The following is a 17,404-nucleotide window of genomic DNA, read 5'->3' as shown; positions in this document are numbered from 1 at the left end:
ATCACTCAAGCATTATTAATTTATAGTTATAACAAACATCTGATATTAAAAAACATCATCAATTTTTTTAAATAGAAAGCATAAAGTACTATAAAAAAAGCCGATGCATTTGCATCGGCTTTTTTTACTTCATCGACAGAACTGCCGATTTAATTTTGACTTAGATCGCTTCAAGTGCAGCGTTCAAAGTCTCGCTTGGACGCATTACAGCATTTACTTTAGCTGTATCTACAGCATAGTAACCACCGATGTCAGCAGCTTGACCTTGAACTTGAGCAAGTTCAGCAATGATCTTGTCTTCGTTTTCAGCAAGTGCCTTCGCAAGTGGAGCAAACTTCGCTTTCAACTCAGCATCTTCATCTTGTGTAGTAAGCGCTTCAGCCCAGAACTTCGCTAAATAGAAGTGGCTGCCACGGTTATCAAGTTCACCTGTACGACGTGATGGAGACTTGCCATTGTCAAGTAACTGGCCAGTTGCTTGATCTAAAGTTTTCGCAAGAAGTTTCGCCTGAGCGTTGTCTTCTTTAATGCCTAACTCTTCAAGCGATACTGCAAGTGCTAAGAACTCACCTAAAGAATCCCAACGTAAGTGGTTTTCTTCAACAAGCTGTTGTACGTGTTTAGGCGCTGAACCACCTGCACCAGTTTCGTACATACCACCGCCCGCCATTAACGGAACGATAGACAACATTTTCGCTGAAGTACCCAATTCCATAATTGGGAACAAGTCAGTCAGGTAGTCACGTAGGATGTTACCCGTTACAGAAATCGTATCTAGGCCACGCGCTACACGTTCAAGTGTATAACGCATTGCACGTACTTGAGACATGATCTGAATGTCTAAACCAGCAGTGTCGTGGTCTTTCAAGTATTTTTGTACTTTCTTGATCACTTCATTTTCGTGCGGACGGTATGGGTCTAACCAGAAGATTGCTGGCATACCCGAGTTACGAGCACGGTTTACTGCAAGTTTTACCCAATCTTGAATCGGTGCATCTTTCACCTGACACATACGCCAGATGTCGCCTTCCTCAACATTTTGAGTCATTAACACTTCGCCAGTTTCTAGGTCAGTGATGTTTGCAACACCCGCTTCAGACATTTCGAAAGTTTTGTCGTGCGAACCGTATTCTTCAGCTTTTTGCGCCATCAAACCAACGTTAGGCACAGTACCCATCGTACGTGGATCGAAGTTACCGTTCCACTTGCAGAAATTGATCATTTCTTGGTAGATACGCGCAAAAGTTGACTCAGGCATTACTGCTTTACAGTCATAAGGTTTGCCGTCAGCGCCCCACATTTTACCGCCACCACGAATCATTGCAGGCATTGAAGCATCTACAATTACGTCGTTTGGTGAATGAAAGTTTGTGATGCCTTTCGCCGAATCAACCATTGCAAGTGCAGGACGGTGTTCTTGGCAAGCATGTAAATCTTCGATGATTTCTTCACGTAAAGATGTCGGTAAAGTTGCGATCTTCTCGTAAAGACCAGCCATACCGTTGTTTACGTTAATGCCTAACTCATCAAACAATTTACCGTGTTTTTCAAAAGCATCTTTGTAGTAAATTTTCACACAGTGACCGAAAACAATCGGGTGTGAAACTTTCATCATGGTTGCTTTAACGTGTAAAGAGAACAAAATGCCCGCTTCTTTACAATCATCCAATTCTTTTTCATAGAAATCGCAAAGCGCTTTCTTGCTCATGAACATTGAGTCAATGATTTCGCCGTCTTGAAGTGCAACTTTCGACTTCAGAACAATCGTTTCACCAGACTTGGTGATGAGTTCCATTTTCACATTACGTGCACGATCTAAAGTCATCGATTTTTCACCGTGGTAGAAGTCACCTTCATCCATGTGAGAAACGTGAGTTTGAGACCATTGCTTCCACTCGCTCATAGAGTGCGGGTGTTTTTTCGCATAGTTTTTCACTGCAGCTGGTGCACGACGATCAGAGTTACCTTCACGCAATACAGGGTTTACAGCTGAACCCAGACATTTGCCATAGCGTGCTTTAAGCGCTTTTTCGTCTTCAGTGGTCGGGTTTTCAGGATAGTCAGGAATCGCGTAGCCTTTTGATTGAAGCTCTTTGATACATGCTGTTAACTGAGCAACAGAGGCACTAATATTCGGGAGTTTGATGATATTAGTATCTGGATCTTGGGTAAGACGACCTAGTTCTGCAAGATTGTCTGGGACTTTTTGCTCTTCTTTTAGGTATTCAGAGAATTCTGCGAGAACACGTGCGGCAACAGAGATATCAGTTTTAACGATCTCTACACCAGCAGGTTTAGTAAAGGTCTCAATGATCGGCAGTAGCGAATAAGTCGCTAGCAATGGCGCCTCGTCGGTCAGTGTGTAAATGATGGTTGACTTTCCACCAGCCATATATAGCCCCTTGCGTTAGATTGAGTTTTTTAGGGGGATGAGCTTCTGGCTCAACCCCTGCGAACCGATGTGCTTGAATAAAACCCTGAAAGTATCGTCCCTCAGGGCTTTACAGTCAACGTAATATCCAGTGATAACGACATTTCGCCAGAAAATACCACTACAGCCTTCGTTTTTCAAAATCACGTCTTTCCACAAGGCTTTAGCTTTTGCTTAGCAAATAAACAAATTTTTTAGCGAAATGTGTTGTTCACCTCATTTAGATCATAACACCTGATACTTTTCACATAATGCAGTCTTCAAATCCTTTTTATAGTCTTGTAGCCCTACATGCATCAGAATGACTTTTCTCAGCGCTAAATTTAAATTGGCAAAGCCATTCAACATGCTGCAGCTTAAATATTGATACATAAACCCTCTACGCGTACTCCTCCATTTTTACATTTTTAAACCTATGTTTTTTATAGGGTTGGTTAAACTGAATCTTTTTTCTGCAACGGTAAGGGTCAATTCAATGCTAAAAATGCTGCTTCCGCTCATTGGACTTGGTTTTTCTTCTTGGTGTTTTGCTCAAAATCCATTGAGCGTCCATGTGCTGAATTTGGAAAATGGTCTCCCTTCTGCCAATGTCAAAGTGACACTTGAGGCCCAACAAAATGATAAATGGACAGAAATCAGCTCAAGCACGACCGATGACCAAGGTCGAATCAATGATTTATATCCCAAAGATACGGCCTTACAAAAAGGTGTATACAAAGTTACCTTTAAAACGGGTGATTGGTTTCGCCAAAAAAATCAGCGCTCATTCTTTCCTGAAGTGCCCGTGGTGTTTGTAATTGATGGCTTATTAGATCATTACCATATTCCTCTATTAATTAGCCCATATGGCTATTCCACTTACCGTGGTAGTTAATGCACATAAATAAGCGCATAAAAAACCGATGCCTAAGCATCGGTTTTTTGTCTGTACAGAATCAAATAAAGTGGCTTAGGGACTAAGCCTTGAACCACTTCTCTGCTTTCGCTTGATCTTCGACTTTCAATTCAACTTCAGTCAGCTCTGAGCCAGCAGCTTTTACGTCAAAGCTCATCAACTCATCACGGCGGAATGCCAATATGCTATACGAGCCTTCTTGCTTGGCATACTTTTCTACCAGTTTCACCGTTGCTTTGAGACCATCAATCGCAATGATCACATCATGGGCAGAAAGGCCAGCTTGAGCCGCAGCGCCATCACGACGTGCGCTTTGCACCAATACGCCTTCTGGCTTATCTACAAGCTTTAAACCTAAAGGTAATGACTTATCATTTTTCAGGCTATAACTTAAACCAAATTCAGGGAAAAGTTGATCCAGCGGTAACTCATCTGTGGTGTTAATTAAGTGATTGATTTGCTCAATCCAGTTATCACCCGTCAGCTCATTACACAACTCTACAATCGTACGCTCATGTACTTGTATGCCCTTTTGCGCGTTCTCATAAAGTTTACGCATAAGCGCGTCTAGACTTGAACCACGTAAGCGCAAACCTAAGTCTAAGCATAGTGCAACCAAACAGCCTTTGTTGTAATAGCTGGTGCCTGCATTGTTCGAGTTTTCATCCTGGCGGTAAAATTTCACCCATGCATCGAAGCTGGACTCAGACACAGACTGAACAAAACGACCCGGATTCTGTAAATAGCGATCAATCTGAGTTTTGAGTAGTTTGATATATGAGGCTTGGGAAATCACATCACTACGCAGCAAAATCAGGTCATCATAATAAGACGTGAAACCTTCAAAAATCCAAAGCAAAGAGGTATAGCCTTCTTTGTTGAGATCATAATTGACAAAGTTTTCAGGACGAATGAATTTGACCAACCATGAGTGGAAGTATTCATGACTACATAAACCTAAGAAACGTTGATAGTCTTCAGATGGCTCTTCAGGCTCATTGGCTTTTGGTAAGTCTTCACGTGGGCTAATCAAGCTGGTTGAATTTGGATGCTCCAAACCACCATAACTATTTGCTGTCGCCATCGTCATAAAGGTGTAGTTTGAAAATGGTGCTGAGCCAAACATTGAGATTTCCGTTGCACAGATTTTTTCAATGTCTTGCTGCATACGTGCAGCATTCATGGCATGTTTACCTGACACCACAAACTCGTGCGAAATACCATTGGCTTCAAAACCAAAACGCGTCTGTTCGGCCAACTCAAATGGTGCATCAATCAGCTCTGCATAGTTTTTGGCTTTTAAGGTAAAACGGCCTTTAACGAGGCTTTTTGAAGCCATACCAGTAGCCAATTGGAAGTATTTCAGCTCATCAGGAAGGAACAGTTCAACTTCAACTGCTTTGTCCTCTTGACCCTCTAAACCTAAGCAAGCACATGCGGGGTTTACATATAAACGGGTTTGATCTACATACGCACCGCGCACCGACAGATCATAGGCATAGACATCATACTCAACCGTAATCAATTCATGGTCAGTATTAAAAAGACGCCATTTATTCTTTTCAAATTTTTGAATTTCTAACAAACGCCCTTCTTCATCATAGGCACGAACCGACTCTATATGCTTTGAAAACTCGCGAATGAGGTAACTACCCGGAATCCAAGTCGGTAATGAAAGTACCTGTGTTGGGTCTGCTACAAAACGTAAAGTCACGTGTATAAGGTGCTGACGATAATCGTCAAATTCGATCTGATAGTGCAACATAATGGGCGATACAAAATAAAATGAAATGAGTTATAACTTAGCTTAGCATTATTTACGCCAGTTTTGCGTCACAGTCACATTTGTCTGCATTTTTGACTGGTCATTGAGGTAAAAAAGGCATAGCATTTGCAGCTGTTTTAGGTTTAAAAGTCACGGAATGGCTTGGTTAGGGAATTTCATTGAAAGCTGTCATCTACTTCATCGCTACACTCTTCGCCTTATGTTCAAGTTTCACTCAAGCAGCATTGCTCAACATTGTTCCTGAAACAGTTGAAGCTCAAGCTTGGACCGTTTTTGACAGCCAATCGGGGCAAGTCATTGCAGAGCATAATAGTCATGTTCAACGTGCACCCGCTTCGCTCACCAAAATGATGGTGGCGTATATTGCACTCAAAGAAATCAATACAGGGAAGCTCAATAAGAGCGAAATTCTTACCGCAACACCTGTGGTCAGTACAGTGATGTGGGATGAGTCCCAAATGTACTTAAAACAAGGTGAACAGATTTCTGTGGATCAGCTTTTAGCGGGTTTAGTGGTCATGTCTGCCAACGACGCAGCGGTGACTTTAGCGGAACGCATCTCGGGTGATATTCCAAACTTTGTTGCACGAATGAACCAAGAAGCCAAAGCACTGGGAATGACTGAAACGCATTTTCAAAACCCTGCGGGTATCACTATGCCAGAACACTATTCGACTGCACATGATTTAGCGCTCTTAGGCCAAGCCTTGGTGAATGAAACGCCAGACTATTTATACTATTCAAAACAGCAAAGTTTTAGCTATAACCAACGCTTTCACCGTGCAACCAATATTCTGTTAAAACAAGACCCGACAGTAGATGGCTTAAAAACAGGTTATACCAAAGCAGCGGGATACAATTTAGCCCTGACAGCAAACCGCCCGACCATGAATACAGATAATCCAAACCGTCGTTTGGTGGTCATCGTTTTAGGTACAGAAAGTGCAGCAAAACGCGCTGAAGTTGCTCACAATCTCATGAATTTGTCTTATACCTATACTCGCAATGAAGTTGCACTGAAAGATAAGCAAATTATCGCTGAACTGCCTGTAGTCAAATCGACATTGAAAATGTTCAAAGTGGAAAGTAAGCAACCGAAAATTGTGACCACATCATTGTACGATCAACCATATGCCATTGACTTACATGCCTTTGACCAGACCAACCAACGCATTATGCTCAATACAAGCAATGGCACCATTCAACGCATTGATCCATTAGAGTCCACAAAAACGCATTTCAATATTGAAGTGTTGCAAAACAAGCTGACCGCTCCGCTGGCTGAAGTGATGCAACTGGCGAAAGTGCAGGTCTATCAAAACAATCAGCTCATTCAAACATTCACCATTGAAGAAGATGTACAAATTGAAGAAGCCAATATTTTCCAGCGTCTAATGTTTTGGTTCAAAAGCTTGTTTCCATTTTTATCAAGCGATGAACCTAAAGTAAAAACCTATACACTCGGTTAAGTTCGAGCAGTATCCCGAGTTTTATACTTTATGTAACTTGTAAGACAATCTAATTATCAATAAATCAAGAAGATGGCATATTCAATGTCATCTTCTTTTTTTAATAATAAATAGGTTGCTTCATATGGCTGTACAAACAGAACAAGTGCCACACCATATTGTTATTATTGGCGGTGGTGCTGGTGGTCTAGAGTTAGCAACGCAACTCGGTGACAGCTTCGCAAAATCCAAATGGGTTAAAATCACCCTCGTCGATCAAAACCTCACCCACATCTGGAAACCCTTACTCCACGAAATTGCGGCAGGTACACTCAACCCAAGTGTTGAAGAAATCAATTATTTTGCACATGCTTCTAAACATCATTATGAGTTTGTTTTGGGTCGTTTTGTCGGCTTAGATCAAGAACATAAACAAGTAAAACTTGAAGCACGCCAATATGCCAAACAAAGCACTGAAACCACGCAGTTTGAACTCAACTACGATACCTTAGTCCTTGCAGTCGGCTCGACCTCTAACGACTTTGCGACCGAAGGCGCTAAACATTACTGCCACTTCCTCGACAGTCGCCAGCAAGCTGAAATTTTCCAACAAGACCTTCTACATTTGTATTTAGATGCACAAAACCGTCCAGAAACACGCGCACTCAATATTGCGATTATTGGTGCAGGTGCCACAGGAGTCGAGCTTGCAGCCGAATTGGTCCATGCGAAAAGTACCTTTTTTAAATACGGTCTCAATAAAATTGACCCAAACAAAGTCAAAGTGACCTTGATTGAAGCAGCGGATCGTATTCTTCCCGCCCTATCCACCAAAATGGCAAATCACACACTTACCCAATTGGAAAAACTTGGCGTTGAAGTCCTCACCCATCACCGTGTTGCCAAGTTAGATAAAGACCATGTCTATTTTGCTGACGGCTCACAAATCGATGCCGATCTAAAAGTTTGGGCGGCAGGCATCAAAGCGCCTGTCGTTTTAAATGCGCTTGAAGGCTTTGAAAAAGATGCGATTGGACGTCTTAAAGTCTATGCAACTTTGCAAACCCGTTCCGACCCCAACATTTTTGCCTTTGGCGATTGTGCTCACTGCCAGCCCGCGGCCGATGAACCAATCCTTGGCCCACGTGCTCAAGTGGCCAGCCAACAAGCAGCCTTTTTGCTTCGAGCGCTTAAAGCGCGCATTCGTGGTCAGTCTTTGCCAATGTTTAAATTTTCTGACAAAGGCTCTTTGGTTTCCCTCAGTCAATATAAAGCTGTGGGCGAACTCCTGGGCCAAGTCAATGTGCAAGGCGTGTTGGCAAAAACCATGTATGTTTCTTTATATCGACTCCATCAGGCCACCTTACATGGCTATACTCAAGCTGGGCTGATGACCGCAAAAGACCTGATGAATAAAAAAGTCGGTCCGAAAATAAAATTGCATTGAAATCTAAAAATGCGTCCCCACTAATAAAAAAACGCCATAAGAACGTGGAAAATGCAGTTTTTTTGCTAAATTTAGTCTACAAAAGCTGCTTTTCACTTTATGATATACCCCTTAAATTCTAAATGAATGGACGAAAAACATGACTGCTATCGCAAATGATCACGTGGTTTCTTTCAACTACAAATTGACTAACGCTGAAGGCGAAACGCTAGACCAATCACAAGGTGAACCACTTGCATATTTGCACGGCGCAGGTAACATCATCCCAGGTTTAGAAAATGCATTGCTAGGCAAAACTGTAGGTGAAAAATTCACTGTTACTGTTCCTGCTGCTGAAGGTTATGGCGAATACAACCCTGAACTCGTTCAAGAAGTTCCAGCGCAAATGTTCCAAGGCGTAGACAACATCCAAGCGGGTATGCAGTTCCAAGCTCAAACTGATGATGGCGTTCAAATCGTAACTGTAAAAGCAGTTGAAGGCGAAAACGTAATTGTTGATGCGAACTTCCCACTTGCTGGTCAAGACTTAACTTTCGAAGTTGAAATCGTAGAAATCCGCGATGCAACTGAAGAAGAATTACAGCACGGCCATGCGCACGGTGCTGGTGGTCACCACCACTAAGATTTAACAATCTTAAAAAAAGGGCGAAAGTTTAACTTCCGCCCTTTTTTTATTTTTGCATACTTGGTCATTCGCGACGTATTTGAAAATCTGTAAATGTCTGTTGCTCTGAAGCAAGTTCTATAATGACCACATCCATGACTACCGCATGAGTTGGCCCAACTTTAGCATGATTCACCAGTTCGGCAACCACACCATCATCCCCCAAAAGCAACGCTTCAACTGCACCTGAAGCCAGATTCTGTACATAACCCTTTAAACCTAAAGCAACAGCATATTGTGCAAACCAGCGTCGATATCCAACACCGTGAACTTTTCCCGATATGGTCAGTTTTACTGCTTTCATACTGTATGCTCTCGGTTCACGACCGTATAAATAGCCTGACTCATTTGCTGCGCTTGTAAACCACGTTCACCTTGTTGAGCCAAAAGATCGCCTGCTTGGGCATGTAAGGTCACGATTTGATGTAATGCAATGTTATCTTGCAACTGTGCTTTTAAACTGGCAATCATGCCTGCCAATACATCACCCATTCCACCTGTTCCCATCCCCGGATTACCTGAGGTACAAATCCAAAGTTGCGTATCTAAAATCAAGCTTCCCGAACCCTTAAGCACCCATTGTCCTGCATATTTTTTTTGTAAGGCATAAATCGCGGCAATGCGGTCAGACTCCACCGATGAAGTACTGATACCGAGTAAAGTCGCAGCCTCCCCAGGATGCGGTGTTGCGTAGACCTGCTCACCGAGTTTTACAGGTCTTGAGGCTAAGAACCATAAAGCATCCGCATCCAACACCACCTGTAAAGCATTGGTCTGAATGAGTGGAAACCATGCATCAAACTGCTGCTGAGCCCACGAGTCTCTTCCCAAGCCCATACCAAAACTGACTGCATCCACATTTGCCACCAACGCTTCACGCTCTTGGAGCGACATTTGGTTAATATCGCGCAGCATAATATTGGGTGCACGGGCTAGAATTGCAGTATGGTGTTTTGCATCACATACCACGGTCACCTTGCCTGCACCGGCATGAAAGGCAGCTTCTGCAGCTAACATCACCGCACCACCCATATGCGCATGCCCCCCAATCACCAGTACATGCCCATAACTTCCTTTATGTCCAAAGGCTTGACGTGGTACAAAGTGCACATACTGTGGAGCAAGTGAAGCTAAAGGTTTTAAAGCACTGTCTACAGGAAGTAGCGAAATAAGCTCAACGACTCCTGCATAAGCTTTACCCTGCCCAGTAAATAAACCAGCCTTCAAGCCCAGAGCCGTTAAGGTATAATCGGCGACAACTGCACAAGGTAAAGCTTGCCCCGTGTTGGCCTGTAAACCACTTGGAATATCAACGGCAATTTTTAAGCCTGTTTGTCTATTGATCTGTCGAATGACCGCTTGCCAGTCTGAACTGAGTTCACGGTTTAACCCAATGCCAAACAAAGCATCAATATAGGCATCATATGAATGTTGAAAAGCAAAACCGGTATGAATCATTATCCCCTGTTGCGCAGCTGCTGCATGTGCTTGTTGCAGTGAAGTAGACTCTCCCAAAGCTGCTGCATAAATTTCAACGTCATAACCTTGCGCGGCTAGATACGATGCAATCAAGTAACCGTCACCTGCATTGTTGCCTTGACCACAACATACTGCGATGCTTTTGACCTGCTGCTGTTTAAGCCTAGGCAGCATCTGTTCAGTTGTTGCCCATGCGACTTGTTGCATCAGCCCATAAGCACTATTTTGCTGCGCGAACCAACGTCCTTCCCATGCTTGAATCTCACTGCTGTGGTACACTTGCTGATGCATGATTTTTCCTTTGTTCTTGGTTATGACAACATCCATATCTTCCTCAAAAATCCCTGTAGATCAATATGATCCAGAGCAGCTTAAGGCTTGGATTAAAGCTGAAGCACTGGCTTTAGGATTTTCTGATTGTGTCATCGCCAAACCAGATGCTCAAGTTGAATTGCCGCGTTTTAAAAAATATTTAGAACTTGGTTATCATGGTGACATGTATTTTCTTGCTGAAAACTTAGAAAAACGCGCAGATCCAACCCTACTTGTTCCGGGCACCAAAAGTATTATTTGTGTGCGTATGGATTATTTAGTTGCCGTTCCTGAACCACGTCTTGTGCCTTTTGCACCAAATAGCGCCATCATTGCGCGTTATGCACGCGGACGTGACTATCACAAAGTCATGCGTGGGCGTTTAAAGACCCTTTCTCAGAAAATCAAAGCCAAAGTTGGCGATTTTGAATCTCGCCCATTTGCAGACTCAGCACCCATTTTTGAAAAATCATTGGCTGAAAATGCAGGGATGGGATGGGTCGGTAAACACACCTTACTCATTCATAAAACATCAGGCTCATTTTTTGTTTTGGGTGAGCTCTTTACCTCTTTAGAGCTACCTTTTGACCAAGCCACCACCAAACACTGTGGTTCATGTAATGCTTGTATTGATATTTGCCCGACCCAAGCCATTGTTGAGCCTTATTTATTAGATGCGCGTAAATGCATTGCCTATTTAACTATTGAGTTTCAAGGCATTATTCCTGAAGAACTACGCCGTGGTATTGGTAACCGTGTGTTTGGTTGCGATGACTGCCAACTCATTTGCCCGTGGAATAGCTTTGCCAAAACTACACCAATTGATGATTTTAACCCGCGTCATGGCTTGGATGACATTCAACTGATTGACCTTTGGCAATGGGATGAAAACACCTTTATGGCAAATACAGAAGGGAGTCCCCTACGTCGTACAGGCTACCAAAGCTTTATGCGTAATGTCGCGATTGGTCTAGGTAATGCACCTTTCTCAGATGAAATATTGCAGCAATTACAAGCTTCTCGCCCAGAGCTTAACGATATTGTGCAAGTCCATGTTGACTGGGCCATCCAAGAGCAACTGATGAAAAGGCACTAAAATTTGCTTCAAACAGACTCAATCAATCAAAGTTCAATCAAATAGCCATTTGCTTGCATAATTTTATTTATTTTATCTATTTAGCTGCATTTTCAGTGTAACTCAAAATCCAAATAAATAGAATTTTGCGGCCAAATTTCCGAAAAAACGCTCAACTTTGCAACTATTTTTACAATCTCATAAAAAGATAAAATTAAAAACATAATCGGGAGATACTATTAAAACTGAGCAATAATGCCTTTTAAGTTGGCACGTTAAATGTATGATGTATACAAGTTAGAATTAAAAATGGATCGCCATTATGAACCTACGCAATGATTGGACGCGTGAAGAAATCGAAGCTTTGTATGATCAGCCTTTTCTTGATCTCGTCTTTCAAGCGCAGACCGTACATCGCCAACATTTCCAAGCCAACACCATTCAAGTCAGTACTTTATTGTCGATTAAAACAGGTAAATGTCCTGAAGACTGTAAGTACTGTTCTCAGTCAGCACGTTATGACTCAAAACTTGAAGCCGAAAAGCGAATTGCTGTAGACAAAGTTATTTCAGAAGCCAAAGAAGCTTTAGCTTCAGGCTCATCTCGTTTTTGTATGGGCGCAGCTTGGCGTAACCCACATGAACGTGACATGCCTTATGTACTAGAAATGGTTAAAGAGGTGAAAGCACTTGGTTTAGAGACTTGCATGACTTTAGGGATGCTGAATGAGTCTCAAGCTGGGCGTTTAAAAGATGCAGGTTTAGATTATTACAACCATAACCTCGACACTTCACGCGAGTATTATTCACATATTATTAGTACACGTACCTTTGACGACCGTTTAAATACCTTAGAATATGTCCGTCAAGCAGGCATGAAAGTGTGTAGCGGTGGTATCGTTGGTCTAGGTGAAAAGAAAGAAGACCGTATTGGTTTATTGCAAGAGCTTGCAACAATGCCAATTCACCCAGAATCTGTGCCAATCAACATGTTGGTTCCAATTGAAGGCACGCCACTGGCAGATGTTGAAAAACTCGATGTGACGGAATGGATTCGTACCATTGCTGTTGCGCGCATTATCATGCCGCATAGCTATATCCGCCTATCTGCAGGTCGTGAAGCACTTTCTGACTCAGACCAAGCACTTGCATTTATGGCGGGTGCAAACTCATTGTTCTCAGGTGAGAAACTACTGACCACACCAAATGCAGGCGAAGGTAAGGACCGTCAACTGTTCACCAAATTAGGTTTAGTGGCAGAAAAGCCAAAACCAACGGTGGCAGACCTTAGCCTAGATGCCATGGCAAGCTAATTCCCAAGATTTGCTAAGCACAAAAAAGCCCCTTATTCAGTATGGGGCTTTTTTAATGTCTATCTATTTAACCTTCAGATGACTGAGCAAAATTATGCGCAGTAATTAAAATACCATAACTGGCATTCAGATAATCGCCTTGGAATATCTCATCTTCACCATTGGCATGGCGTACGGTTAACGTTTGGCGAATCGCGTCATAGTAAAAAGAATCGAAACATTCTTGATGCTGACACAGCCAACTTAAGGTATCACTCAGATTATCATCGACAATATAAGTCTGTGCTTGAAAATTTTTAGTCATTATCTGTATATGCTAAACACTTTTATGCGGCTATTGTAAGCCGTTCTGCGTCAATTCAGTCGAACTAAGCCATAAAAAATACAGGCATTAAAAAGTGAGCCTACGCCCACTTTTCCTTAAGATGATTAGTCGGTTTTAGAATCACCGCACTTTCGGCATTCCATATGCTCCCCTATTTCAGTCATTTGTTCATATTCATAAACGTGGATGCAAAATAATTTTTTAAACAACTGAAGCATTTTTAACTCCTGTAAATGATTTTTTAAAAATTTGCTTCTTAAAATAGGTATATCTTCCTGAAATACCCACAACTCATATCTCATGAGCTATACACAGTTTTAAACATACTTTTTATAAATTTCAAGTGCCTTTTGTCGAATAACAGCATAAAGTGATAAATGGTCATTTACTTTTTTAAATGATGCTTTTCATTTACTTGTGGTTCTAAATTATATCGCTTTTAAAAATGCGGCTGAGATTGAAAGAATGCTTGATTTAAATTTGGATCAAGTTAGGATAAAAATACAATTTAATTTTCAAAACTAATTTTGAAAGCCAAGAATAGAATAAATGTATAACTAAAGCACGATAAGGATATATCAACATGCTCGGACGTATGATATTTCAACCGCTATTGATTAGCAACCTCATTGATCACGCAGAACGCTACCATGCGGATACAGCTATTATTTCTAAAAATACAGACGGTAGTATCACTGAAACCAACTGGGCCAAAGTCGCAGTCAATTCTAAGCGATTTGCTAATGTACTCAAAGATTTAGGACTTTCGCAAAGTGACCGCGTGGCGACCATCGCATGGAACAATCATCGTCACCTAGAATCTTGGTATGCGATCTCTGGCAGTGGCTATATTTGCCATACCATCAACCCACGTTTATTTCCAGAACAACTGATTTTTATTATCAATGATGCCCAAGACCGTGTGGTGTTATTTGATAAAACCTTTGCACCACTCATTGCTGCGGTAAAAGCACATTTACCCCATGTAGAGCACTTTATTTGCTTAGATGCTGCAGATGACGCTATTGCAGAAAAAATTGCCGATGTAAAATTTTATGATGACTTGGTCAGCAAAGAGTCTGAACAATTCACATGGCCAAGTTTTGATGAGCAAACTGCAAGCTCTTTGTGCTATACCTCGGGCACAACTGGAAATCCAAAAGGCGTGCTATATAGCCACCGCTCTACCATTTTACATAGTTTTGCCATCAGCCTACCCGATTCTCTTAATCTGTCTGCAAATGACATTATGTTGCCTGTAGTGCCCATGTTCCATGTCAATGCTTGGGGTACTCCTTATGCAGCAGCTATGGTCGGTTGTACCGTTGTATTGCCTGGGCCAGGCTTAGATGGGCCAAGTTTAGTGAATATGATTGACAGCTATAAAGTCACTGTGGCTTTGGGTGTACCCACCATTTGGCAAGGTTTACTGGCAGCAGCCAAACAAACAGGCAGCCAGCTGGCAAGTATGAACCGTAACGTTGTTGGTGGTTCTGCATGTCCGCCATCCATGTTAGCGGCCTTTAAAAATGACTATAACTGCGACACCATCCATGCATGGGGCATGACCGAAACCAGTCCACTCGGTTCTGCCAACCAACTTAAAGCCAAACATCAACAGCTCTCTGAACAAGAGCGTTTCAAGCTACATCTTTCTCAAGGCCGTCCGCCTTTTGGCGTAGATTTACGTCTTACCGATGAAGAAAAAGGCAACCATGAAATTGCCCGCGATGGTGAGCAGATTGGAAACCTACAAATTAAGGGCCATTGGATTATTGACAGTTACTTTGGTAAAGATGAATCTGCCCTCACGACCGATGGCTGGTTTGACACAGGTGATATTGCGACCTTAGATGAGGATGGCTTCTTATGCATCAGTGACCGCTCTAAAGATCTGATCAAGTCTGGCGGCGAATGGATTTCATCGGTTGAACTTGAAAACCTTGCGATGGGACATTCAGACATTCTTATGGCAGCCGTTATTGCAGCCGAACATCCAAAATGGGATGAACGTCCTATTGTCATCGCTGTGAAGAAACCCGATAGCACGGTCACTGAACAAGGTGTCTTAGACTACTATACCGACAAAATTGCGAAATGGCAGATCCCTGACCGTGTGATTTTTGTCGACAGTATTCCATTGAGCGGTACGGGTAAAATGCTAAAACGTGAACTCCGCGCCCAATATGGCCAAGTACTACTAGAACAAAATTCTGTTTAACATTGTTTAAAAGAAAAGCCTGATCTTATGCTCAGGCTTTTCTTTATGTTCGGATAATTTAAATACCATCAATATAATTTATTTGAAAGCACATCCAATAAAGACACTTTAAAGACCTCACCATGCTTTAGATTTGGATAGATTAAAAATTTAGCCTCTACGCCTTGCTGATCAAATATAGACAAAATTTCTCTATTTTTATTAATGCCATTTGCATCAAAATTAGCGCTTTGCTGTGCTCCAGTATGTGTTAAAAGATCACCTTCCATCAGCCATACATGTTTTTGTGGCTCTTTGACTAATTTTACAGCTCTAATTTTTTGCATCATGCGCTCATCTGCCCAAGAAAGTGATGGACTTGCAGCAAAAAAATGGCTGAAATAACGCCCATCGAGCAAGCTATCCAGCACAAAAAGCCCTCCATAGGAATGCCCCCATAACGCCCTTCTTTGCGCATCCAACTTTACATTCTGCTCAACCCAAGGGGCGATATCCTTCAAAATCACATTTCTAAAATCAGCACTTCCCCCGCTCATCCGCTCTGGATTTCTTGGGTCTTGAGCGGGTTTTCCAGTCAATAAATCTGCTGGAGTATAGTCAAGTGAACGAAAAGCTGTGGCAAATGGCAAATTGGTTTTATAACCAATGGCAACCAATACAGGGGCATCATTTTCATACAAAGACTTAAGTATTTCTTCATTCAGATGGGACATCGCAGCGTTCCCATCCAGCATAAAGACCGATGCATAGGCGTTCGGCGTCTTCTGTACTGTCTTTGGAATACCTAACCAAACGCTATAGATTTTATTTGGATCTGTAGTTGCAAATTCTTTGACTTTAAAGCTGTAATACGCCGAGCCTATTTCTGCAATATTGGCAAGTAAAGGTTTCATTTCAGGTTTCGCATAAATACTTAAGCTGGCACCCAAAATCAATATCGAGCCAAAAATTCGCGAAAACACAGTAGTAAAAATCTTTCTATAAAGATGAGTCATTTTTCGTATATACAGCCATGAGATACCGAAGCTTAACATACAATAATAGTTATCATTATCAATTAAGTAAATCTTAATCATCTCTTTGTCATGACGTACATCTCATCGATTAAAAGACTACATTTTCTTTGACCAAGCACTCCGAAAGATGATTTTTCCTTTTTATACGGATTGAGCAAATCTAGCAAATATCCTTCCAGCTTTTTTTATCCATAAAAAAAGCCACCGCACTATGACCGTGCGATGGCTTTATCGACACAAGCAAAAGACTTAAAGCTTTTTCCATGTCATGCTGCTCAAACCTTTCGCATCTTTTGCTGAGGCTTGTACCTTCATCTGATCTTTACCTGCATTTAACTGCGCAGTATTGATGTTATACACACGGCCATCTTGAGGATTCAGCCATTGGCCTTTTGCGAATTTTTGACCTGTTGCATCACCCATTAAGCCATTCAGCACTTGCATACCAAAAATCGGTTTATCCTTGAGTCCACCCTGACACTTACTGCACACATCACTCACAGGCGCTCCAGCCAAAGGATAGTACTTGGTCACCACTGCGCTATATTGTGATGTTTTAGAATTCTTACGAATCACAATATCTGAAATATAATACCCGGTCCGATCATCAATCACTTTCCATGTTCCAATAAGCGGGTCAAATGGCATGGCGAAAGCAGAATGAGACAACCCCAAAAACAGTGCTGATACACAAAAAAACTTATGTTTCATAAAGTAAATTACAATATAAATGAAGAAATAAACGGTCGCGATTATAGCAATTCTATTCTTTTAATTATCTATTATTTCATTAAAATTAAATATTTATCTGAATTAACCCGTGAGAAAAATCAACAAAAAATTGCATATAAAAAAGCCTCCGAAGAGGCTTTTTTTATAATGTATCAGAGCTTCATATTAAGCCGCTGAACGCTCCTCAATCGGCACCACTTTACGTAGCTCAGGCCCAGTATAGTCCGCACTTGGGCGAATAATACGGTTGTCTGCACGTTG

14 protein-coding genes are annotated in these 17,404 nt (G+C 41.8%); 7 read left to right on the top strand and 7 right to left on the bottom strand.

Annotation, left to right across the window (positions count from 1 at the left end):
• Positions 1-160: 160 nt before the first annotated feature.
• Complete coding sequence (locus JZ787_RS13175) at positions 161-2,392, bottom strand: NADP-dependent isocitrate dehydrogenase (RefSeq protein WP_346312571.1); 2,232 nt, start codon at positions 2,390-2,392, stop codon at positions 161-163.
• 514 nt (positions 2,393-2,906) lie between these two features.
• Here JZ787_RS13175 and uraH point away from each other — a divergent pair.
• On the top strand, positions 2,907-3,305 hold the full coding sequence (gene uraH, locus JZ787_RS13170; RefSeq protein ID WP_346312570.1) for a hydroxyisourate hydrolase: 399 nt from the start codon (positions 2,907-2,909) through the stop codon (positions 3,303-3,305).
• A gap of 82 nt (positions 3,306-3,387) precedes the next feature.
• Here uraH and JZ787_RS13165 read toward each other — a convergent pair whose 3' ends face one another.
• Complete coding sequence (locus JZ787_RS13165; RefSeq protein WP_346312569.1) at positions 3,388-5,091, bottom strand: M61 family peptidase; 1,704 nt, start codon at positions 5,089-5,091, stop codon at positions 3,388-3,390.
• Positions 5,092-5,270: 179 nt separating this feature from the next.
• Between JZ787_RS13165 and JZ787_RS13160 the strand changes: the two genes are divergently transcribed.
• The 3 genes from JZ787_RS13160 to slyD all read left to right on the top strand — a co-directional run bounded on the left by JZ787_RS13160 (position 5,271) and on the right by slyD (position 8,629).
• A complete protein-coding gene (locus JZ787_RS13160; protein ID WP_346312568.1) occupies positions 5,271-6,581 on the top strand; it encodes a D-alanyl-D-alanine carboxypeptidase PBP6B in 1,311 nt (436 codons plus the stop codon).
• A 124-nt stretch (positions 6,582-6,705) separates the two neighbouring features.
• A complete protein-coding gene (locus JZ787_RS13155; RefSeq protein WP_346312567.1) occupies positions 6,706-8,007 on the top strand; it encodes an NAD(P)/FAD-dependent oxidoreductase in 1,302 nt (433 codons plus the stop codon).
• Between the two features lie 139 nt (positions 8,008-8,146).
• Positions 8,147-8,629: a peptidylprolyl isomerase gene (slyD, locus tag JZ787_RS13150; RefSeq protein ID WP_004696728.1), complete on the top strand. Its 483-nt coding sequence runs from the start codon at positions 8,147-8,149 to the stop codon at positions 8,627-8,629.
• 67 nt (positions 8,630-8,696) lie between these two features.
• On the opposite strand, the gene JZ787_RS13145 is transcribed toward slyD, so the two are convergent.
• Entirely contained in the window at positions 8,697-8,975 is a 279-nt protein-coding gene (locus tag JZ787_RS13145) for an acylphosphatase (RefSeq protein WP_346312566.1), read from the bottom strand.
• Complete coding sequence (locus JZ787_RS13140) at positions 8,972-10,441, bottom strand: NAD(P)H-hydrate dehydratase (RefSeq protein WP_346312565.1); 1,470 nt, start codon at positions 10,439-10,441, stop codon at positions 8,972-8,974. Before JZ787_RS13140 ends, JZ787_RS13145 begins: the two co-directional genes overlap by 4 nt.
• A 22-nt stretch (positions 10,442-10,463) precedes the next feature.
• On the opposite strand from JZ787_RS13140, the gene queG reads away from it, so the two are divergent.
• Together queG and bioB are read left to right on the top strand one after the other, a co-directional pair.
• The gene (queG, locus tag JZ787_RS13135; RefSeq protein ID WP_346312564.1) at positions 10,464-11,558 is read left to right on the top strand and encodes a tRNA epoxyqueuosine(34) reductase QueG; all 1,095 of its coding nucleotides are present in this window, start codon (positions 10,464-10,466) and stop codon (positions 11,556-11,558) included.
• A 301-nt stretch (positions 11,559-11,859) separates the two neighbouring features.
• Positions 11,860-12,849, top strand: a complete 990-nt coding sequence (gene bioB / locus JZ787_RS13130; RefSeq protein ID WP_004981788.1) for a biotin synthase BioB — start codon at positions 11,860-11,862, stop codon at positions 12,847-12,849.
• A 67-nt stretch (positions 12,850-12,916) separates the two neighbouring features.
• Here the strand turns inward: bioB and JZ787_RS13125 are convergent, their stop codons facing one another.
• Entirely contained in the window at positions 12,917-13,153 is a 237-nt protein-coding gene (locus JZ787_RS13125; protein WP_346312563.1) for a hypothetical protein, read from the bottom strand.
• A 604-nt stretch (positions 13,154-13,757) separates the two neighbouring features.
• On the opposite strand from JZ787_RS13125, the gene JZ787_RS13120 reads away from it, so the two are divergent.
• Positions 13,758-15,395: a long-chain-fatty-acid--CoA ligase gene (locus JZ787_RS13120; protein ID WP_346312562.1), complete on the top strand. Its 1,638-nt coding sequence runs from the start codon at positions 13,758-13,760 to the stop codon at positions 15,393-15,395.
• A 68-nt stretch (positions 15,396-15,463) separates the two neighbouring features.
• Here JZ787_RS13120 and JZ787_RS13115 read toward each other — a convergent pair whose 3' ends face one another.
• Complete coding sequence (locus JZ787_RS13115; protein ID WP_346312637.1) at positions 15,464-16,390, bottom strand: alpha/beta hydrolase-fold protein; 927 nt, start codon at positions 16,388-16,390, stop codon at positions 15,464-15,466.
• 270 nt (positions 16,391-16,660) lie between these two features.
• Positions 16,661-17,122 carry a DUF2147 domain-containing protein gene (locus tag JZ787_RS13110; RefSeq protein ID WP_078424939.1) on the bottom strand — a complete coding sequence of 154 codons (462 nt, stop codon included), beginning with the start codon at positions 17,120-17,122 and terminating at the stop codon, positions 16,661-16,663.
• Positions 17,123-17,404: the final 282 nt, after the last annotated feature.

It is taken from the genome of Acinetobacter sp. BWR-L5 (genome assembly GCF_039655985.1).
Lineage (GTDB): Bacteria > Pseudomonadota > Gammaproteobacteria > Pseudomonadales > Moraxellaceae > Acinetobacter > Acinetobacter johnsonii.
The sequence above is the reverse complement of the archived record's forward strand: the minus strand, read 5'-3'. Positions and strand labels throughout refer to the sequence as shown.